At 32.1% G+C, this 22,536-nt stretch carries 11 protein-coding genes; 1 reads left to right on the forward strand and 10 read right to left on the reverse strand.

Translation table 11 applies throughout. The annotated features are described in order from the left end of the window. Nucleotides 1-33: 33 nt before the first annotated feature. The 5 genes from EV214_RS11540 to ftsE all read right to left on the reverse strand — a co-directional run bounded on the left by EV214_RS11540 (nucleotide 34) and on the right by ftsE (nucleotide 14,145). Entirely contained in the window at nucleotides 34-8,580 is an 8,547-nt protein-coding gene (locus EV214_RS11540; RefSeq protein ID WP_243116631.1) for a GH36-type glycosyl hydrolase domain-containing protein, read from the reverse strand. Between the two features lie 33 nt (nucleotides 8,581-8,613). Beyond that, nucleotides 8,614-11,103 carry a sugar phosphate nucleotidyltransferase gene (locus EV214_RS11545; RefSeq protein WP_243116632.1) on the reverse strand — a complete coding sequence of 830 codons (2,490 nt, stop codon included), beginning with the start codon at nucleotides 11,101-11,103 and terminating at the stop codon, nucleotides 8,614-8,616. Between the two features lie 315 nt (nucleotides 11,104-11,418). Beyond that, nucleotides 11,419-12,549: a murein hydrolase activator EnvC family protein gene (locus tag EV214_RS11550; RefSeq protein WP_132245928.1), complete on the reverse strand. Its 1,131-nt coding sequence runs from the start codon at nucleotides 12,547-12,549 to the stop codon at nucleotides 11,419-11,421. A gap of 23 nt (nucleotides 12,550-12,572) precedes the next feature. Beyond that, on the reverse strand, nucleotides 12,573-13,475 hold the full coding sequence (gene ftsX / locus EV214_RS11555; RefSeq protein WP_243116633.1) for a permease-like cell division protein FtsX: 903 nt from the start codon (nucleotides 13,473-13,475) through the stop codon (nucleotides 12,573-12,575). Then, nucleotides 13,459-14,145: a cell division ATP-binding protein FtsE gene (gene ftsE, locus EV214_RS11560; RefSeq protein WP_132245932.1), complete on the reverse strand. Its 687-nt coding sequence runs from the start codon at nucleotides 14,143-14,145 to the stop codon at nucleotides 13,459-13,461. Before ftsE ends, ftsX begins: the two co-directional genes overlap by 17 nt. A gap of 237 nt (nucleotides 14,146-14,382) precedes the next feature. Here ftsE and EV214_RS11565 point away from each other — a divergent pair, with 237 nt between their 5' ends. Beyond that, a complete protein-coding gene (locus EV214_RS11565; RefSeq protein ID WP_132245934.1) occupies nucleotides 14,383-14,952 on the forward strand; it encodes a 5-formyltetrahydrofolate cyclo-ligase in 570 nt (189 codons plus the stop codon). Nucleotides 14,953-14,982: 30 nt separating this feature from the next. Here EV214_RS11565 and EV214_RS11570 read toward each other — a convergent pair whose 3' ends face one another. The 5 genes from EV214_RS11570 to EV214_RS11590 all read right to left on the reverse strand — a co-directional run bounded on the left by EV214_RS11570 (nucleotide 14,983) and on the right by EV214_RS11590 (nucleotide 22,522). Next, nucleotides 14,983-17,394 (reverse strand): Lon protease family protein, encoded by a 2,412-nt coding sequence (locus EV214_RS11570; RefSeq protein ID WP_132245936.1) that lies wholly within the window; start codon nucleotides 17,392-17,394, stop codon nucleotides 14,983-14,985. A 139-nt stretch (nucleotides 17,395-17,533) separates the two neighbouring features. Next, nucleotides 17,534-20,155 carry a PAS domain S-box protein gene (locus EV214_RS11575; RefSeq protein ID WP_132245938.1) on the reverse strand — a complete coding sequence of 874 codons (2,622 nt, stop codon included), beginning with the start codon at nucleotides 20,153-20,155 and terminating at the stop codon, nucleotides 17,534-17,536. Nucleotides 20,156-20,224: 69 nt separating this feature from the next. Then, entirely contained in the window at nucleotides 20,225-21,280 is a 1,056-nt protein-coding gene (locus tag EV214_RS11580; RefSeq protein ID WP_132245940.1) for a protein-glutamate methylesterase/protein-glutamine glutaminase, read from the reverse strand. 6 nt (nucleotides 21,281-21,286) lie between these two features. Next, nucleotides 21,287-22,099: a CheR family methyltransferase gene (locus tag EV214_RS11585; RefSeq protein ID WP_132245942.1), complete on the reverse strand. Its 813-nt coding sequence runs from the start codon at nucleotides 22,097-22,099 to the stop codon at nucleotides 21,287-21,289. Between the two features lie 15 nt (nucleotides 22,100-22,114). Further along, complete coding sequence (locus tag EV214_RS11590) at nucleotides 22,115-22,522, reverse strand: response regulator (RefSeq protein ID WP_132245944.1); 408 nt, start codon at nucleotides 22,520-22,522, stop codon at nucleotides 22,115-22,117. Between the last annotated feature and the right edge of the window lie 14 nt (nucleotides 22,523-22,536).

Raw genomic sequence — 22,536 nt, forward strand, 5'->3', positions numbered from 1 at the left:
AAAAAGTACAATACGCCTAAAAATGTATTGTACTTATCCTAAAACCACTTCCACTTCATGATCTTTCTGATCATTGATCAAAGAAATATACTTTTCTTCTTTTCGTTGCCCATCTATGATCACATAATCTACATTTCTATTTACGCTATTCGGATTTTTAATAAGAATATAATAATAAGTATCTTTATGTCTATACTTGATTCTATACTCCATCCATTCTTTTGGTATACACGGCTTTATAATCAATTTATTATCTTTTTTCTTCAACCCTAAAATATGTTCTAATCCTACTTTATACATCCAACCAGCAGCTCCTGTATACCAAGTCCATCCCCCTCTTCCTGTATGAGGGTTTACTGCATATACATCTGCTGCCATTACATAAGGTTCTACTTTATAGGTAGCACACTCTATAGATGTTCTTGTATGATTGATTGGATTAATCATGTTATAAAGCTCCCATGCGCGATCTCCTTCACCCATCATTGCAAAAGCATTGATTACCCACGTTGCTGCATGGGTATACTGTCCACCATTTTCTCTTACCCCTGGTACATAACCTTTTATGTATCCTGGGTGTAAATCACTTTGGTCAAAGGGTGGTGTAAATAAAAGAATCATCCCTTCTTCTTTTTTAATCAGATACCGCTGTACCGAAGCCATCGCTATATTTTTTCTGTCATTTCTTCCTGCACCCGATATAACGGCCCAAGATTGTGCAAGAGAATCAATCATGCATTCTGTATTCTCAATCGATCCTAAAGGCTTTCCATCATCAAAGTAAGCCCTTCTATACCACTCACCATCCCAAGCATTTTCTTCTATTGCATCTGCAATTTCTTTTGCAACATTTATGTATCTTTTGCCACGTTCAAACTCTTTCATTTTATTACAAACAATTGAAAACTTATTCAATATATCATACAAAAACCATCCCAGCCAAATACTTTCTCCTTTTCCTTTATTTCCAACTGTATTCATCCCATCGTTCCAATCTCCAGAGCCCATAAGCGGAATACCATGTTCACCAAACTTCAGACCTCTTTCTATGGCCCTTATACAATGTTCATATACAGAAGCCCTTTCTTCTGAAACCTTAGGTATGCCATATCTTTCATCTTCTTCCTCCCCTAAGGGTTCATCTTCTAGAAAATAAACTTCTTCCGTCAATATGGAGTCATCTCCTGTATAGTTTATATACTCTGCTGTCACCAGAGGTAACCATAATAAGTCATCAGAAAACCTGGTCCGTATTCCCTTATCTCCAGCCCCTGCATGCCACCAGTGCTGTACATCGCCTTCAACAAATTGATGGGCGCAGTGAAGTATAATCTGTTTTCTTGTAGCTTCTGGCATTACAGATATCGCATTCATTGCATCCTGAAGCTGATCTCTAAAACCATAGGCCCCTCCTGACTGATAAAATGCCGACCTTGCCCAAAGTCTACAAGATATGTTCTGATACATTAGCCAATAATTTAGTAGTAAATCCATTGACAAATCTGGTGTTTTTACTTGAACCGTTCCTAAAATATATTTCCAGTAATCTTTTACTCCTTCCAACGCATTTTTACATGTATTCATATTTTTATATTTTTTTACAATAGGGTCGATTCCATCCACTTCTTTTTCATGTCCAAATATAAACACAAATTCTTTTTCTTCATGAGGTTCTAGTTCAATAAAATTTTGTACTACAGCACAAGGATCATATCCGCCACCCACACGATTCGAAAAACCTTCTCTCATGAAAGATTCTGGTGTGCTTAAATCCCCCTTTTCTCCTATAAACTCTTTTCGATCGCCGGTGTAGCTTACAATCTTCTGTGATGAAGTGATATACACTATCCTATCTGGAAAATCAGAACTATATCCATTTTTAATAAAAAATGTTCCTTTCTTTTCATCCATTTCACTCGTGATATATGGCTGTGTAATTTGATCACTAACGCCTAGTACAGGTCTAATAAAATAAGTAGCAGATAGCTTTCTTTTTACATTTGAATGATTCTTCAACTGAATCAAGTTAATTTTTATGGATTCATCCTTTGGCACAAACATCGTAAGGTTTTGTGCTATGCCATGACTCTCATGCATAAAAGTAGTATACCCAATCCCATGATGAATCGTATAGCTTTCTTTTTCTCGTATAGGTAGTGGCGTAATCGACCAATATGCACCACAATCTTCATCTCTTAAATAGATGATTTCTCCTTGTAAATCTGTTACAGGATCGTTCGACCATGGTGTTAGTTTATTTTCTCGACTATTTTCAGCCCATGTAAATCCTGATCCATTTTCTGTTACTAAAAATCCAAACTTGTCATTGGCAATTACATTTGTCCATGGTGCAGGTGTATTGGCTTCATCCTTCAATCTTATAATATACGCCATGCCATCTTTACTAAAACCACCATACCCATTAAAATAATCTACATCAATCGGTTCATCCTTGCTCGCATAGCTTATATTATCGCCTTTAAATTGCTTTTTCTCTGGTAATTTTACTTTTTCTTTTATTTTTATCTGTGTTCTTAGCGAACCTTCTTCTCCCTTTAACACAATTTTTGCTGCTGTATAAAGAAGCGTGCGATCTGCTTCAGACATAACATGTGCATTTCTTATATACACACCGCCTAATTGATTCATCCTATCATGACCATATTTTGCAAATACGATATCGTTTAATTGTTCTTGTAATGGCTGTAAATAACTACTTTCATCTTCATTCAATATTACTAAATCTACTACTAAACCTTTCATTTTCCAGTATTCATGCGCTTTAAGTACCTCACGAACAATTTCTATATCCTCTATACGCTTAATACTGATTAAAACAATCGGAAGATCTCCTGATATGCCATAAGCCCAAAGTCCTGATTGTCCTTTTCTATTTTCTTTGAGTAGTGCTTCATTTCTTCTTCTATTTGGACTTAAGAAAATAATATGCCCAATCATATCCTGATAAACTTCAATTTCATCCGATTTTAAGTTAAGATAAGAGGCTTCCACAACACTTCTTGTATAAGCTAAATTAAACGTTCGAAGAATCGAAGCATGTTCATGATATTTTTTCGCCATATTTATGGCTTCTTTTCGGTTGCTTACGACTGAAATGATAAAAGAAACGGAAACAGTTTTTCCAGGCTCTATCTTCACTCTTCTTCTCAAACTCATAATTGGATCAAGTACGGGTCCTACTGTATTCGTAAGAGAATTTGTAATAGCCGATGGATTAGATATATTTCTTCCTCTACCAATAAAATTTGCTCTATTTGTTTCATATTCTAAATTACCAATTGTTTCACCTTCTACTACTACCGTATGACACATCCATACAGGGTCTTTTTCTTCAAGCCTTGGTCTTCTCGAAGCAATAATGCTATCATGTTCAAGAATTGCCTCTGTTCTTATAAATAAATTACTAAATGCTGGGTGTGCTATATCTGCTGCTTGCTGTGCTAACACAATTTCAAAATAGCTAGTAAGTTCTATTATGGTTGCCTTATCTTCATGATTTGTTAAAGAAATTCTTCTAATTTCTGCGTTGTCTTCAGAGGATACAACGATTTCTGCATGCGTATCTATATTATCATCTGTTCTCATATATTCTGCTTTATCAAGAGAAAACTTTATGTTATAGCCATCTGGCTCATGATTGATTGGTGCAAAGGTAGATGACCATACTTTATTTGAATGTATATTTTTTAAGAAAACAAAATTTCCATATATTCCTGTAAGTGAATCCTCTCTCCATCTGCTAACCTGCAAATTTTCATTTTTGCTATAGCCAATGCCACAATCCGTAACTACAACGGAATATTTTCCATTTGAAAGGATATGGCATCTAGGCAATTCTTTTTCTAATTCACTATAGGTTCTAACAACATAAATATCTTCTTTTTTTAATACTTCTAAAGGTTCTATTCGCTCCTTATATGCTTTTGTAATAATTACTCTTACAGGTATCTTTTCTTGCAGTAGAATTTCAGCTGATTTTATAACAGGATCAGCATGAAATCTTTCTTGAATAATATTTTCATTCAAATAGTTATTAAGAGATATCAAACTCATTCCTTGATGATGCGCCATAAAGCTTTTAATTACGCCTTTTTCCTTTCCAAAGGTCAACCGATCAGGTGTATAATCAATGGCTTCATAAAAACCATATTCTCCCTCTACTCCATCAGATATAAGCTCTCTTATATTACGCATGGCTCCTTTCGTATCAAAAGGAAGTGCTAGAAGGGTTGAATAAGGAGATATAACCATATCATTAATTAACCCCCGCTTAAGTCCAAGGTCTGGTACACCAAAAGCTTTATACTGATAATTTAAATTTATATCAAAAGCATAATAACCAGATTCTGACGTTCCCCATGGGACATTTCTCTTTTCACCATACCGTCTCTGTGCTTTTATAACGGTCCCATAAGTTTCATCCAAAAGGGTATTCTTATAATTTTTCATAAGAAGTGGCGGCATTAAGTATTCAAACATGGTTCCTGTCCATGAAACCAATCCTCTATATCCATCCACAACGGATAAGGCTCTTCCTAACTTTTCCCAATGCTTTTTGGGCACTTCTTTTCTTGCAATGGCGATATAACTTGTAAGTCTTGCCTCTGATGCGAATAAATCATAGTAGGAGTTTGTAAGCTTTTCATCATCTACACTATACCCTATTGAAAATAAATTTTGTTTCTTATCATATAATTGCGTAAAATCTGTAGCATCTACAACCTTTTGTATTCTATCTGTAAGATCATTTATTTTTTCTAAAATTTCTTTCACATGATTGTTTGCTACAACAATTTTTTCTTTTATTGCTAACCAATATGCGTCATCATCTTCCTTTTTTAAAATTTTTTCTATAGAAAAGATCATATTTTTATAAAGATTATTTAATGCAACTAAAGATACATCCCCTTCTATTTGATTTAACTGTTCATTTAATTTTTTATAGCCATCTTCTCTTATTTCTATATCTATAAAAAGTGTATTTATTTCTTTATGAAATCCATCCAACATCCTATCGAATTTTTCATGCCAATTCGATGATTCATCAGAAATAGTGAAACTTTTTAATAATTTTTTTAATGCTTTTAAACTTATTTCTTCTTTTTCTATAAAAGAATCTAATATTTGCATATATGCGCTATTTTTTTTATCTAACAAGCCTATGGTATCTTTTAATCCTAACAAATGTCTTTTATCAAAAATAGGTGCCTTTACCGTTTCTAAAAGTCCTTGTTTTAATGTAATCATGTATCCAATGAAATTCCCACTATCAACAGTTGATACATAAAAAGGTCTTAATACTTCTAAAGTTTTTGTGTCATACCAGTTATATAAATGCCCTTTCCAATTTTCCAATTTTTCAATCGTAGATAATGTATTTTCAATCCGATCTATCATTTCTATGATTGACATATACCCTAAATCTCTCGCAGAAAGAGTGGCAAGTAACAAAAAACCAATATTCGTTGGCGATGTTCTATGTGCTATACCATTTGGTGGATCTTCTTGATAATTATCTGAAGGTAAATAATTTTCTTCTTCTGTTGCAAAATCTTCATAATAGGCCCATGTCTTTCTTGCTAATCTTCTCAATATCTTTTCATCTTTATCTTCTAATACATTTTTATGTATATCTTCTTTACTTACTTTGTATGCAATTACAGGTGATATTGCCCATACAAATCCAATCAAAAGGACAACTACCAAATTTCCAGGTGCTTTTACAAGCACCAATATAACCAAGATGAACGAAATAGATATTGCTGCCTTCATTCGCTTAATAAAGCTATAGGTATCATTTTCAAGCCTCTTTTCAACATCTGCAGCAGTAATCCATTCTAGTAAATTCTTTTTTGAAATATACACACGGTATAAGGTTCTTCCTATACCATCTATCATCATATAGGCTTGATAGGGTAAAAATATAAACATTAATAAAGTTTGATAAAAAACTGCTTTTAGGCCATACATACAATTTCCATTTTTTTTCTCTCCTAGCGTTCTATAATATCTGTTTACGATACAATGAAAAAACTCCATAAAAACAGGAAAAGTTATGGTGAGAATTGAAAATCCTACCCATACAAAAGATTTCCCTGGAAAAATTGTTAATCCCAAAATAAGAAGCATCAAAATACTTACAGAAACAAGACTTCTCCTTAAATTATCAACTATTTTCCATTTTGATAGGTTTGAAAGAGGATTTTTAATCACCTCCCCCTCTCTATTTTTTATCCTCGGGAATAACCATCTAATAATTTGCCAATCTCCTCGAATCCATCTATGTAATCTCATCATATATGAATTATACTTTGCTGGATAGCCATCAACCAATTCTATATCTGTAGCAAGACCTGTTCTTACATAACTTCCTTCTAATAAATCATGACTAAGTACCGTATTGTCTGGTACAGCGTTATTTAATACTTCATTAAATATTTGTAAATCATAAATTCCCTTCCCTGTAAAAATTCCCTCTCCAAATAAATCCTGATATATATCAGAAGTAGCAGTGACATAAGGATCTACGCCTCCTTGCCCTGCGAAAACTCTTGTAAATGTAGATTTACTGGCACTTTCAACATCTATACCGATTCTCGGTTGAATTAGTCCATATCCCTCTTTTACAATTCCTTTTTCTTTATGGAATATGGCTTTATTTAAAGGATGTGAGATTGTACCAATTAGTTTTTTTGCAGTATCTAACGGAAGATTAGTATCTGCATCCAGTGTAATAACATAGGTAATATTTTTTACAATATTTGATATGTCTCCTGAAACAATCATATAAGATGTGTCTTTCGATCCTGTGAGTAGCATATTTAGTTCAACGAGTGCTCCTCTTTTTCTTTCCCAGCCCATCCATTTTTGCTGTTTTTCGCAAAACTGTCTATCCCTATGAAAATAAAAGAATAGGTCTTCTTCATTAGCATATTTTTTATTTAATCCTTTTATTTTGTCTCGTGCATAATCTATAATCTTTTTATCCTGTGCCATACTTTTACTATCAGCATCTTTAAAATCTCCTGCTACTGCAAAGTATAAGTTTTCGCTACGATTTGCTAAAAAATATACTTCTAATTTTTCCAATAATGATTCTACCGTTTTTTCATTTTGAATAAGTGTTGGAATCACAACCATTGTAGTGGCTTCTTTGGTAACGCCTTCTTTGTATTCTAACTTTGGCAAAGATATAGTTGGAAATTTATGTGTAACAATCCAGTTAACAATAGTTACCCCAATATCACTAGCTGGTATCAGCACAGTTACACATACTATCAAACTCAATAAGATGCTTAGTGATATACTATACGCATACATGCCTAGCAATAAGGATATTCCTCCCGTGAGTAAGATCACTGGCATTAAGTATATAGCAATAGGATAATCATGAAAATATTGATTGATCCCTTTACACCCTAATTCTTTTAGTAATTTTTTTCTACCTTTATCAATAAGGTAATACCCTACATGTTTTGCTTTATCTTCATCATTTTCAATCATCGCATTTTTTGCATATTCTATTGCTTTTCTTGCAATCTGCGTTTCAGAAACTTTGCATTTTTTAGATATCTTTTCAATTTGATTACGATAATAATCTCTTGATGCAAAATCCATTTTTGAATAAATGTCCAAAGGGTCTTTCCTCAATATTTCTTCCACGATAGACAAAGATTCAAATAATTCATTCCATTCCAACTTTGAAACAATATTCAAGCTAATAATTGCATTTCCTATTGAATTTTTTCTTGCTGCTTGTTCTTTATGTTCCAAATCAATTACCTTATTAATCGATGTATCAAATTCTATTAATTTTTTTTCTATAGAATCTATCAACTGTCCAGATTCTACCCCTTCTTGTCTAAGCTTTTTTAATAGATATTCAATATAAGAAGTACTTAGCATATCCATACTTCCCAAATCATCTTTTATATCATCCAATAATGCTTGTGGATCTTTTCTTTTTAATCTTTCAACTTTTTCCCATTCTTGTTGATTTTCATCGATCGCGTCACTAATATTTCGTATTTTTTCAATCAGCGCAAATCGAATCATGAGAGAAAGTGCCCAAATCTCTCCAATCGTAAGTATTTTATGATATTGATAATCTTTTACAAAATTTACAAGTAAATCTTCATCTATTCTCCCATCCGTATGTGAAACCAACTCAAGCGCTATCGCATAAACTCTTGGATATCCCTTCAAAAATCCACTCTTTAAAATATGAAGTTTTAAGGACCTATCTTGTGTAAATGTATGTTTCATTACTTGATATTGTTCTTCAATTTTATAAAAATTGTCAAGTAACCATTCAGAAGCTGGAGATAACTCTTTTCCATCTTTCATTGTGTTATTTAAATTTTTATAGATGGCATGAATCATTTTAAAGTTATGATTGAGCCTATTCATAAGAGATTGAATACTTCTTGTTTTTTTGTATACCCTATGATTTTTTGCAATTTCTATCGCATGATCATGTAGTCCTTCATGATTTAAGTAAACATCTTTCATTTCTATCTTTTCATATTTATTGATGAGATCATTATTTTTGAGGAACATAATGGATTTCATCCCTCCATCATTATTATTTTATTATTCATGCTTATTCTTTAATATCTGTTCTACTTTTTCGCTAAATTGTATTGAAAGTTCCTGCGCATATTCTTCTGAAAACCCTTCCGTATAAACATTAAATATAGCTTTTTCCTTATCCGGAAGTATTAAAGCCCATCCCTTATCATCATGAATCTTTACCCCTTCAAACAACTCTATATCTCTATCTCTATGATTGATAATAATCTCTTTAATGACTCTTCCCTTTTCCTGCCAATCACAGGCAATTTCTTTTTTGATTAAATAAAAATCAGGTATTTCATCTACTAAATTACTTAATTTTAAATCCTGATCAATCATAAAATCAACAATTTTCCCTACTGCCCAAATGGCATCATAATTAAGAATATATTGTAAACATATACCATTAGCTCCTTTACTCTTTAACATTTCATTCATAATAGCATCAGAAGAAGTTTTTGTTCTTACGACTTGTGCATCATAAGATTCTGCCATCTTATCAATAATCTTCGGCGCTGTATACGGTACAACAATTTTGTTATCCTTACCTATTTTAAGTAAAATCAGTGTAATAAATACCAAATACATTTCTCGGTCAATGATTCTCCCTTTTTCATCAATTAAAATCATTTTCTCTCCATCACTACTTAAAATGATGCCCATATGCCCTTTATTTTTTAGTACTTGTTCAGATATATGCGCTACATATGTATCAGCAGACTTATGTTTATCGCTAGCATATTCGCACTGGATTTGGCAACCAATATATTTAAGAAACATTACTGCCAAATCTAAAAGATTGTTACATCTAGAACTTATAATAATTTTAGGGTTTTTTCTTTTAATTTTAGATAGATCTGTAATTATTTTTGCTCCATTTTGGATATATAATGATGAAAAATTATCAATTTTCACAGCACTTTTTACTTTTTCTCCATTACATCTTTGAAAATCATCTCTGTTAAATAAGTTTTCTATCTTTCTCTCTGTATTTCTATCTATATTTGCACCATTTTCATCTACAAACTCAATATGCGCTCGGTTTTTATTAAAAGGATCGATTCGAATATGAATCCCTCCATTTGCGCCATAATTTTTTACTGCAAATCGATTTATAGACATGACAGCATCTTTCATATGAATAACGCCTGCCCCTGTAGAAAGAATTCCGGATATAAAAGAATTTTTTATAATATGGCATGCATTGGATCTATCACTACTTACAACAATGGTCGCTTCTTCTTTTAAATTAGATGTATATGCTGAACCTAATCGTGAAGCAAATTCTGGTGTAATATCCATATTGATATCTCCTGAAATACCCTTATATCCAAAAATAGTCTTTGATATTTTTGTTCCCCATACAAGATTTTGATTGACAATACTATCTTCACCAATCTTTTTATCAGGCCAAATCTTCGTATTTGGTTTAACCATCACTCTATTGGATAAAATACTTCCACTGCCTACAGCAGAATGTTCATATATATTTACACCACTTTTTACTTGCGCGTTGCTACATATAGTTGTTCCACTAGAATGACTATTTTCTCCGATCCTTACATTTTTCCATAATATGCTTCTTTTTAAAACAGCTGTTTCTCCTATTTCACAATTCTCACCAATAATTGTATAAGCATCTAGATTGGCGCGATTGTGGATGGTACAATTTTTTCCAATATAGAGTGGCGGTGTCAACTTTATATTTTCACCTAATTTTGTTCCTTCTTTTATCCAGATTCCTTTTTTGACTTCTTCGCAGTTCATAGATATTTTCACTTTTCTATCTAATATATCAAATTGGGTTTGCATATAAGAAGGTAAATCTCCAATATCATTCCAATAATCTTCCATAATATAACCATACATAGGTATTTGATCTCTTAATAGTTTTGGGAAGAGATCTTTGCTAAAATCAAAATTTTCTCCTCGTTTGTAATAATTAAGTACCTCAGGTTCTAGTATATATATCCCTGTATTTACAGTGTCACTAAATACTTCTCCCCAACTTGGCTTCTCTAAAAAACGGATAATTCTTCCTTCTTCATCTGTAATGATTACACCATATTCAAGAGGTACAGGCTCTTTCTTAAGAACCAATGTAGCTTTTGACTTTTTCTCTTTGTGATATGCAATTGCTTTCTGAAGATTTAAATCTGTTAACGCATCTCCACTAATTACAATAAATGTGTCATCTAAAAATGCTTCTGCATTTTTTACACTTCCACCCGTTCCTAAAGGTAAATCTTCCGTAAAATAATTCAGATCAATCCCCCATACTTCTCCATTTCCAAAATGATCCGTTATTACTGAAGGTAGATATGCCATTGTAACAGCAATCTGATCTATTCCATATTTTTTTAATAGTTCAATTGAATATTCCATTACAGGCTTCTCCAAAATTGGAACCATCGGTTTAGGCATCCCACAAGTAAGAGGTCTTAATCTTGTTCCTTTTCCACCTGCCATAATTACTGCTTTTATAATAATCACTCCTTTTTTTCTCAAACTTCTATTTTAAACGCTTGTTTTGCGGTTAAAGCAAGATAGTACTTCAGCATACCCTTACAAATTCTTAGAATGTAAGCCAAGTACTATCTGTATTTTCATGATCGCCTGCACGCCTTAAGACATTCTAATTATTATATTCAATTGCTATAAGGAATATGCGCCTGATTTTCAACGATTCACCATTTTTAAAATATAATCACATTGTTTTAAAATTCAATACTTTATTATATTATTTCCCAAGCACCTCTCCATCTATTCTTTCTCTTATGCACAAAAAAAGATCCTATACATAAAAGTATAAGATCCATCTATCTATTTCACCCAAGGAATTGGGTCCGTATATTGTCCATTTTTTCTAACTTCAAAGTGTAGATGAGGACCTGTAGACATTCCTGTACTACCTGATTTTGAAATAACTTGACCTTTTTTCACTTGTTGACCTTCCTTTACAATGAGGCTAGAATTATGTGCATATAAAGTTACAATGCCACCGCCATGGTCAACCATTACTACTTTCCCATATCCGCCTAACCAATCAGCATGAATAACTTTACCATTTCCTGCTGCTACAATACTTTTTCCCGCTGGAACCCCTATATCAATTCCTGTATGTAGCTTCTTTCTCTTAAGAATCGGATGAATTCTATATCCATAAGGGGATGTAATTCTTGTATAACCAGGAGCTGGCCAAGCCAGTTTTCCACCTGTGTATTTTCCACCGGATTGTTTTTTTCTGATCTCTGCAGCAATTTTTTCTGCATAAGTGTTCAATTCATCAATTTGATTTTCAAGGGCCTTACTATCTTTTTTCAATTCTTGTTTGATCCTATCCATTTTCCCCCTGCTCGTAGCTAACTCTTTTTGCTTTACTTTCATGTTTTTAAGCATAGCATCCATTTGATTCTTATGACTTTCTAACGTCTTTTTCTTTGTATTGATTTCGTCCCTTTGTTCTTTCATATATTCTAATAAATCCATATCTTGGTTAAGAATTTTTTTAACCATATCTAAATTTGATAAAAGATCCACAATACTCTCTGAATCAAACAAAACTTCCGCATATCCAACATTTCCATTTTTATACATTGCTCTTAATCTATTATTTAATACATCATTCTTGTCTCCAATATTTTTCTCTTTTTCTTGTAATGCTTGCTTTGCTGTATCAATTTTCTTTTGGGTTATATTGATTTGGTGATCAATTTCACCTAGCTCTTGTTCTGTCTTATCAATTTTTCTGTCTAATTCCTTAATTTGAGACGATAGATTTTTTTCTTTCTTTTTGTTTTCATTCAATTTACTCTGTACGTTCTTAATATTACTGTTTACTTGATTCAATTTTTTCTGATTACTTGTCACATCCTGTGCAAAAGTATTCCCTGTAATCATCAAAGAAAATATAATCATAAAAAAAAGTACAATTCTTTTGTTCAATTTCAGCATTTTCTCCCCCCCTAAATCAATTTTTATACTTTTAAAAATTTCCTCATAGAAAAAATACTTCCTAAAGCCCCAATCCCCATACCTAATACAATAAAAATAATAGCTAAATTCCCCATAACTACAGATGCTGGAATCATATATGCTGCAATCATAACGTATAATTTTTGTGTAACTAAATCAAATATACGTTTATAACCCAATCCAACAATACCTAATGCAATCAATGATCCCAATAGTCCCAATAGCATTCCCTCTACCAAAAAAGGCCATCTGATAAACCAATTGGTCGCACCTACATATTTCATAATATTAATTTCTTTTGATCTTGCAATAACAGTAAGTTTAATAGTATTTCCTACTACAAACATTGAAATGAATATTAAAATACCAATAATAATCACCCCTGCTATACGTATGAAGTTTGTAATGTTAAGCAATTTTTCTACCACATCTTTATAATACTTAATCTCTTCTAACCCTTGTAACCCTTTTATTCTACTAACTACAGCATCTGCATCAGAAATATCTTTTAGCTTAATCACATATGAATTTGGAAGAGGATTTTTTTCTAACCCCTCTAAAAGATATCCATTTTCTCCCCAACTCTTTTTCATATTTTCTAAAGCTTGTTCCTTAGATAAAAAATCCACATAGTCTATTCCGTCTATTCTCTTAATAATATTTCCTATATTATCCATTTGACTCTCTGTTAAATCTTTTTCTAAATACACTTGTATAGAATCAAACTGTCCTTTGGCTGTTTCTGCCAAGCCATTTACATTTAATATAATCATAAATACAATTCCTAAAATCATTAAAACAGAAGCAATAGATCCAACTGAAGCCATCCCCATCATACGATTACGCCATAATCCTTTAAACCCTTCTTTTATCATATATATAAACGTTTTAACTTTCATATCCATACACACCCTTCTTGTCATCTCTGACAATTTTTCCTCCTTCTATTGCAATAACCCGTTGCTGCATCATATCTACAATTTCTTTGGCATGTGTAGCCATAACAATCGTTGTACCCCTTCGATTAATTTGTTTCATAAGCTTCATAATTTCCCATGCTGTATCTGGATCTAAATTTCCAGTAGGTTCGTCCGCAATTAAAACATCTGGACTATTTACAATAGCACGAGCTATAGCTACTCTTTGTTGTTCTCCTCCAGAAAGTTCATGAGGATACATCTTCGCCTTACCACTTAATCCAACCATAGCAAGTATTGTTGGCACTTGCCTTCTAATTTCCTTCGGTTTTGCGCCAATAATCTCCATTGCAAAGGCTATATTTTCGTAGACTGTTTTATTTGGGAGCAGTCTAAAATCTTGAAAAACCACGCCTATTTTTCTTCTTAAATAAGGAATCTTTCTCGTGCTTAAATTGGTTATATCTAGCCCAGCTATCGTGATTTTTCCGTTTGTTGGTTCTATTTCTTTTAATAATAGCTTAATAAAAGTCGATTTACCCGCGCCACTAGATCCTACAATAAAAGCAAAATCTCCTTTCTCGATTTTAACATTAATATTAGAAAGTGCCACTGCACCCTTAGCATACTGTTTTGTTATATTGAAAAAATTTATCATATTATCAACCCCTAAGTTTGTATAATTCTACATATCCATCTAATTTTCCTCTATCATTTTACCATGAATTTTTTATTTATTTGTCTTATTTCTTCAAAAAATAGCAAACGATACTATATATCTATTATATTATGATTCTTTAAAATTTCCAAATACTATTACGCGTTCCTGCTTTGAATTTTTTTCCACTTTCTTATATAATTGTTTTAATATAAAAATTGAGAGAAGGATTTATAAATGAAAAAAAATATTCGCCAAGAAATATTAAAGAAAAGGGAAGTACTTTCTTTAGATCAGGTAGATGCTAAAAGTCAAACGATCTTCCATCAATTAACCACGCTTGATTTCTATAAAAGCGCAAAAACTGTTATGATTTATATTGATTTTCGCAATGAAGTAAAAACCCACTGCATCATTGAAGATTTACTTAAATCAAATAAAAATGTTATCATTCCTATTAGTGTCCCTACAACAAAAGAAATGATTTTATCTCAATTATTAGATCCTAAAGAAGAACTAGTAAAAGGAACTTATGGCATTTTAGAACCGAAGGAAAGATATATTCGAAAAGTAGATCCAGCTATTTTGGATTTAATCATTATACCAGGCGTAGCTTTTGATCGAAAAGGTTATCGAATTGGTTATGGCGGTGGGTACTATGACCGATTTTTAGATAAGATTTCAGAAGCTACCCCATCTATTGCGCTTTCTTTTGATTTACAAATAGTAGACAAAGTACCTAATGATTCTTTTGATTATCCTGTTGATTATATTATTACAGAAACACAAATACTTACATGCAAATAGGGCAGAATCTTTCTGCCCTATTTATGCTTTTTATCTTTTTTTTCTTTGCTTTTGTTCGTTTTTATTTTCTTTAGAAAATGCTTCTAGTTTTTTATTTACAAGATCATATACAGTTTCTTCTATATATGCTCCTGTTTCATTTCTTACGCCTGCTTTTTTATCCGTTAAAACTGCAATACCTTCTTCGATTGTTTTTACAGCATAGATATGAAACATTTCATTTTCTACGGCTTTGATAACTTCATCATTCAACATAAGGTTTTTTACATTTTGATGTGGAATCATTACCCCTTGTTTTCCTGTTAGTCCTTTCGATTTACATACTTTGAAAAATCCTTCTATTTTTTCGTTGACCCCACCAATAGGCTGTATTTTCCCTTTCTGATTCACTGAACCCGTTACAGCAATAGCTTGTTTTATGGGTATACCTGAAAGGCTTGAAAGTAATGCATATAATTCTGTACTCGATGCACTATCTCCATCTACACCTGAATATAATTGTTCAAACACAATGCTAGCAGATAGTGATAATGGTCTTTCTTGTGCAAATTTTTCTCCCATATATCCATTTAATATTAGTACGCCTTTATCATGGCTACTGCCACTCTTTTTGACTTCTCTTTCTATATTGATAATACCCGCCTTCCCTTTGTAAGTAGTCACTGTAATTTTACTTGGTTTTCCAAAGGAATATTCTCCTGTACCTGTAACAGCCAATCCATTTATTTCCCCTATTTTTTTGGCTTCTACATCAAGAAGTAAAGTCTCATCATCAAACATCTCTAGTACTTTCTCTTCATATTTGTTATTTCTATGGTTCTTCTTACTTATGGCTTTTTCAATATGTTCTAGTTTTACAACACTTGATCCCATCATTTCTGCAAAGTGATCTGCTTCATACAAAAGTTCGACTACTTGATTAAATCTAGAACTAAGTTTTTCTTGATGATCCGCAAGTCTTGCACTATATTCTACAATTCTGCCCACAGCACTTTTATCAAAATGCTTAAGATTCTCTTTTTCACAGTGCGTTGCAATAAATCTTGCCATTTTATAAACATTTTCCTGATCTCGATTCATTTCAACTTCAAAATCAGCCATAATTTTAAATAATTTTTTAAAATCTTCATCATACTGATAAAGCATGGCATAAGTATAGGGATCTCCAATAATAATTACTTTTATATCAAGTGGAATTGATTCTGGTTTCAATGTAGATGTTACCACATATCCAACCTGTTTGTCTAAACCTTCAATGGTAATTTTATTATTTTTCAATGCTCTTTTTAGAGCATTCCATGTAAATGGATTGGTAAGTAAGTCTTTTGCCTGAAGGATCAAATATCCACCATTGGCTTGATGAATGGCTCCTGGTTTTATTTGTGTAAAATCTGTTTTCATAGCCCCTAATTCGTTTTTATACTCGACTCTACCCATTAAATTATAATAACTTGGGTTTGTTTCATTGATAATCGGTGCTCCTAATTTATTACTATTGTCAATGAAAAGATTGACTTCATATTTATCAAAAAAAGTCTCGGAAGATTTCATCTGAAGCATAGCAAGAGGATTATTCATTTCTTGCTTCTTATCCCCTTTAAATTTATCAATATGCTCTATGATATCGCTTTTGAATGTGTCTAAATAGTCTATAACACATAGATGCTCTTTAAATCTTTTTTTTAATCCATTTATGTGGAAATCCACAAGATCCAGTACCATTTTTTGATCTAAATCTTTTACTTGATTCCTATATTCTTCTTCTAGCTTTCTAAGTTTATTAAAAATATCAACCGTTTCTAAACTCAGCGCACTAGAATTTTTTCTTATTACTTCTAATTCCTCTGTAGCAAGGTCTTGGTATTCTTCTTCTGATATAGATTGTCCATCTCTTAATGGAACCGTAATGAGTCCACGCTCTGTTTGCTTAAATAAAAATCCATACTTTTTGCCCATTTCATTTAAAACATCAATGGTTTGTTGGGTATAACTTTGAAATTGTTGCACCAATACGCTCTTTTGGTTTTCATATTCTTTACTAGTAAAAACGTTTGGGATTTCCTTTTTAAAGGATTCAATCATGTTTTCCATATCTTTTTTGAAAACCTTTCCCGTACCTGCTTTTACATGTAGTGCAATAGGACTGTCTGGATTTTTAAAATTGTTCACATAGAGCCAATCATCTGGTACCTCTTTTATTTCAGCTTTCTTCTCCGCAATAGACAATGTATAGCTATTTCTTCCTGTACCACTTTGTCCTGACACAAATATATTATATCCCTTTTTTTTCATATCCAGCCCAAATTCTAATGCCTCTGCTGCCCGCCTTTGGCCAATAATCCCTTGTAAAGGATATAAATCAGCTGTTGTATGAAAATCAAAACCACTCGTTTCACATTTTTTTTTCAGTTTTTCTACTGGAACTCTATAATTTTCTAACATGCATATGCCCTCCTAATTTTATTGACAAGTCAACTTGAGTTCATGTGTCTTATAATTATTCATCCAAATTAATTGTTAGGCTATCTATACCCTTTATCCATAAATATAAAAGTTACCTTCGTATTTTTTCTTCATCCTTTTAACGAACACTTTCCTTAAGTCTATAAAAAAGTTCCTCTACTATATCATACTTGCCTTTTCGTGCTGACAAAACCATCCTGAATGCTATTTTTTTTGCTTCTACAATCTCTAATTCCTCTGCAATGTGTTTTATATCACTTACGAACTTCTCAATTAGTCTAGAATCTTTTTGTTCTAATGCCCCCTTCAATTTTTTCATCGTAATTATTAATTCTTCTTTCAATACAGATATGCTTTCCTGTGTCTGCATCACGCGATATATTGAATCTATTTCCTCGGATAAATTTTGTTTTTTATACTTTAAAAGTTTTTCAATCTCATTAAATAATTTTTCTATTTGAATAGGCTTTGATACATATCCATCTAGGCCCATCGAAATAAATTTTTCTCGATCTCCTTTGAGTGCATGTGCTGTGAGCGCAATAATAGGTGTATATACACCTGCTAATTTCTCGTGATTTCGAATCATTCTTGTCGCTTCTATTCCATCCATTTTAGGCATTTGAATATCCATAAGGATCATATCAAAATCTTTTTTTTGTGTTATCAGTATTGCTTCTTTTCCATTGTTTGCAATTTCACTCCCATATCCTTTTTTATTCAACATAGCAGTAATCACAATCTGATTTAGTTCATCATCTTCCACAACCAAAACCCTTTTCGTTTTTAAATCTTTCTTAAATACATTTCCGCTAACTGTTAAAACAGGATTATATACTTCCTCACCAATTCCTACACCTATTGTAAAATAAAATCTACTCCCTTTTCCACTTTCACTTACTACCCATAAATCCCCACCCATTAGTTCGACCAATTCTTTTGAAATAGCAAGACCTAAACCTGTTCCTGTATATTTTCTTGTATAAGAACTATCTACTTGACTAAAACTCTTAAATAATCTGGCTCTGTCCTCATCTGCAATACCTATACCCGTATCCTGAATCATCACTTTTAAACTACATTCTTTCGTTAAGTCTTTCTCTTTTTCAAAACAAATCTCGACAAAACCTTCATCTGTAAATTTAATCGCATTGCCAATGAGGTTATTCAAAATTTGAGTCAACCTTATTGGATCTGAAATAATGATATTTGGAATATCTGGCGCAATATTATAATTTAATACTATTTTTTTTTCCAACGCTTTTGCTAAAAAAGATTTTGTCACACGATCAACTAATTGTTGAAGATTAAAAGGAATTTCTTCAATAGACATTTTCCCTGCTTCAATTTTAGAAAAATCTAAAATATTATTAATAATATTTAATAAAACATCAGCACTATCCTTTATAATCAATAAATTTTCTCTTTGTTCCTTTGAAAGCTTTGTCATCAATGTCAAATCAACCATTCCAATAATTCCATTCATAGGGGTTCGAATTTCATGACTCATATTCGCTAAAAATTGACTCTTTATATGATTTGCTGTTTCAGCCTCTTTTCTTGACCATTTAAGTGCTTCTTCCATTTTCTTTCGTTCCGTAATATTTTCTTTTATAGCAATATAATGGGTTATTTCTCCTTCTATATTCTTAATCGGTGAAATCACTGCATGTTCCCAATAAGGTTCTCCATTTTTCTTCCTGTTGTGAAATTCTCCTCTCCAATCTTTTCCACTCAATAAAGTTTCCCACATTTTTTTATAGAATCCTTTATCCGCATTGCCTAATTTAAAAATTCTAGGGTTTTTTCCTATTACTTCATCCGATGTATACCCAGTCATTTCTGTAAACCTAGCATTTACATAATCAATATTCCCGCTCTTATTCGCGATCACAACGACACTTGCACTATGTTCTATTGCTCTAAAGAGCATACTCAATTTTTCCTCTACCAAACGAATTCTTGTAATATCTCTAAATACGATCACCACACCAGTAATTTTGCCTTCATTATTTAAAATAGGTGCACTACTAGCAGAAATAAATTTTTCTTCATTTGTTATCATTCTTAGAACCGTATAATTTTTCAGTCCAACTGTTTTTCGATATTTTATTGCTTTTTTTACTGGATCTTCTGCTAAATGATCATTTCTTTTATTAATGATTCTAAAAACTTTTATAAAAGGTTTTCCTTTGGCTTTTGCAAATGTCCATCCAGTAATCTTCTCTGCTTGATTGTTCATCATCAAAATATTCCCATAGATATCTGTCGTCATTACCCCATCACCCATACTACTTAATGTAAGAGATAATTTTTTGTTTTTTTCTTTTAATCTATGGTTCTCTATTTCTTTACTTTTTAAAATACGATCATTCAAAATTTCTCTACGTACAACAGGCCCTAATCGTTTTAAGTTACATTTTTCGATACAGTCCCTTACTCCTTTTTCCATTGCAGACATCATAAAATCTTCCGTTATATGCTCCCCTAAAATAATAACAGGCATCAATATTTTTGATTCAAGGACTACCGTATGCACTTTTAATACATCTAAACCATTAAAATGATCATTTACAATAACAATATCCCAAAACTTTTTGGTTAAAGCTAACCTGATCTCACCTACATTGTTTATGCATTCATGCGTAACAATTAATCCATTTTTTATTATTTCAAAAAGAATGGTTTCTACATCTTCTATGCCAAATCCCACAAGTAATAGATTTATTTTTTCTTTCATGGTAATCCCTCATTTATATTTTAAATGGATATAAAATCAGCTTCGATGTTCTTATTTCAACATCCATTTCTAAAGTCCTGAATAATCATACGAATAGCTTCCTTTTACCAAACTATACATTAAATGGGGTATACGATTTAATGCAACCTGTCTTTCAACCGCTCCTCGTTCATAAGCAACTTTTGGCATTCCGTAGATAATGCAGGTTTCCTGATTTTGTCCAATCGTATGCGCACCAGCTTGTCTCATCTTTAATAATCCACGCGCACCATCCGCTCCCATCCCTGTAAGAATTACACCTATTGCATTATTTTTTGCCACTTCTGCCACAGATGTAAATAGGACATCTACTGATGGACAATGTCCATTTACTTTATCTCCTTTTTTACATTTTACTGCATAATAATTTCCTTTTCTAATCAGTATCATATGGTAATCTCCTGGTGCCAAAAGTACTCTTCCCGGATATAAAATATCTCCATCCTCAGCTTCTTTCACTTCAAGCATACACGAATTATTCAATCGATTTGCATACATTTTTGTGAAAACAGGAGGCATATGTTGCGTAATAACGATTCCGGGAATTTGTTTTGGAATTGCTTTAAGTATCTCAAATATCGCCTCTGTCCCTCCTGTAGAAGCACCTATCGCAATCACTTTTTCGCTAAAATCACTCCTTAATTTCCCCTTAATCAACCCTGCTGATGGTTGTCTTTTCCAATGTGAAACCTTTGATATCGATGCAATTTTTATTTTTACAATCAATTCAGAGATAAATATATCCTTGCTCCTATGATTTTCAGCGTTAGGCTTTTCTACAAAATCTACCGCACCATATTTTAACGCATCTAATACATTATCCTTCACCGCACTTACCACAATAACAGGAATAGGGTATTGAGGCATCAATTTTTTAAGGAATTCTATGCCATTCATTTTAGGCATTTCAACATCTAATAGCATTACATTCGGTTCATATTCAATAATTCTATCGCGTGCCATATAAGGATCTGTTGCAGTAGCCACAACTTCTATGTTCGAATCATTCGCCACTCCTGTCGTCATTATCTCTCTAAAAATTAAAGAATCGTCTACGATCAATACGCGAATTCTCTTTTTAATCATTTTTCTTTATTCCTTTCTATAGACAGCAGGCATAATATATTTATATGCAGTTTCTTCTCGATTTATAGACTCAGAATGTCCTATAAAAAGATATCCTCCTGATTCTGTAAATTCATAAAACCTATTGATTAATGCTTTTTTTGTTGCTGCATCAAAATAGATCATTACATTTCTGCAAAAAATAACATGGAATTTTTTTTTAAATGGGAAAATTTTATTCATTAAATTGAACCGTCTAAATATCACTTCATTTCTAATCGCATCTATCACTTTACTATTTTCATAATCTATTTTCTCAAAATAATTTTTTTTCCACTTTTCTGGTAAATGGACCAATTTTTCATTCAAATAAATACCATTGACTGCAGCTGTAAGCACTTTATCTGAAATATCCGTAGCTAGTATTTTAGCATCCCATAATTTTTTTTGATCTCCTAAAAAATCATTTTGAATCATTGCTAATGTGTAGGCTTCTTCACCAGAAGAACACCCTGCACTCCATATTCTTAAATCTTTCGTTTTTCTTTCTTTCACAAATAGTTCAGGTAAAATTATTTTTTTATAATAATCAAAATGTTCTGTTTCTCGCATAAAATAGGTATGATTTGTCGTAAGTTTGTTCAAAAGATTTTTTACTGCTGCTCCTGTATGATCTATCATGATATATTCAATATATTGAGAAAAATTTTGAAATTGATTCTGTATTAGATGATTTTGTAGCCGACCTAGAATTAATGCTTTTTTATGCATTAAATTGATTCCAAAATTTTCTTTCACATAAACTACAAACCGCATAAATTCGCTGTGTGTAATTTTCATACACATCCCCTCAACTTACTTTTTCTTTTCATCAATTAATTTCAATTTTTCTAATACCTCTATAAGTCTATTTGTATCAATAGGTTTCGCTGCATAACCTTCACAGCCAATTTGAAATGCTTCATGCACGTTTTTTGTATCATTTAAAGCGGTTGTCATAATAATTTTTACCCGTTGATTTTGTGGTATCCCTTTTTCAATTTCTAAACTGCGAATTGTTTTCAGTGCAACGATGCCATCCACCTTTGGCATCATAATATCAAGGCATATTAGATCGTAAGGTTCTTCATCCTCCCACGCTAACAAAAATGCATCAATCGCTTCAATTCCATCTACTGTAATATCACATTCTCCATACTTTGATAAAAATTTCGAAAGGAATTTTCTACTGATTAAATCATCTTCTACAATCAATATCTTCATTTTTTTCATCCCTT

It is taken from the genome of Marinisporobacter balticus (assembly GCF_004345705.1).
Lineage (GTDB): Bacteria > Bacillota > Clostridia > Peptostreptococcales > Thermotaleaceae > Marinisporobacter > Marinisporobacter balticus.

What these genes read in the sequence shown, in the direction of transcription:
- EV214_RS11540 (WP_243116631.1), bottom strand. Translation starts at nt 8,580, where the DNA reads ATGTTCCTCAAAAATAATGATCTCATCAATAAATATGAAAAGATAGAA.
- EV214_RS11550 (WP_132245928.1), bottom strand. Translation starts at nt 12,549, where the DNA reads ATGCTGAAATTGAACAAAAGAATTGTACTTTTTTTTATGATTATATTT.
- ftsX (WP_243116633.1), bottom strand. Translation starts at nt 13,475, where the DNA reads ATGGATATGAAAGTTAAAACGTTTATATATATGATAAAAGAAGGGTTT.
- ftsE (WP_132245932.1), bottom strand. Translation starts at nt 14,145, where the DNA reads ATGATAAATTTTTTCAATATAACAAAACAGTATGCTAAGGGTGCAGTG.
- EV214_RS11565 (WP_132245934.1), top strand. Translation starts at nt 14,383, where the DNA reads ATGAAAAAAAATATTCGCCAAGAAATATTAAAGAAAAGGGAAGTACTT.
- EV214_RS11570 (WP_132245936.1), bottom strand. Translation starts at nt 17,394, where the DNA reads ATGTTAGAAAATTATAGAGTTCCAGTAGAAAAACTGAAAAAAAAATGT.
- EV214_RS11575 (WP_132245938.1), bottom strand. Translation starts at nt 20,155, where the DNA reads ATGAAAGAAAAAATAAATCTATTACTTGTGGGATTTGGCATAGAAGAT.
- EV214_RS11580 (WP_132245940.1), bottom strand. Translation starts at nt 21,280, where the DNA reads ATGATTAAAAAGAGAATTCGCGTATTGATCGTAGACGATTCTTTAATT.
- EV214_RS11585 (WP_132245942.1), bottom strand. Translation starts at nt 22,099, where the DNA reads ATGAAAATTACACACAGCGAATTTATGCGGTTTGTAGTTTATGTGAAA.
- EV214_RS11590 (WP_132245944.1), bottom strand. Translation starts at nt 22,522, where the DNA reads ATGAAGATATTGATTGTAGAAGATGATTTAATCAGTAGAAAATTCCTT.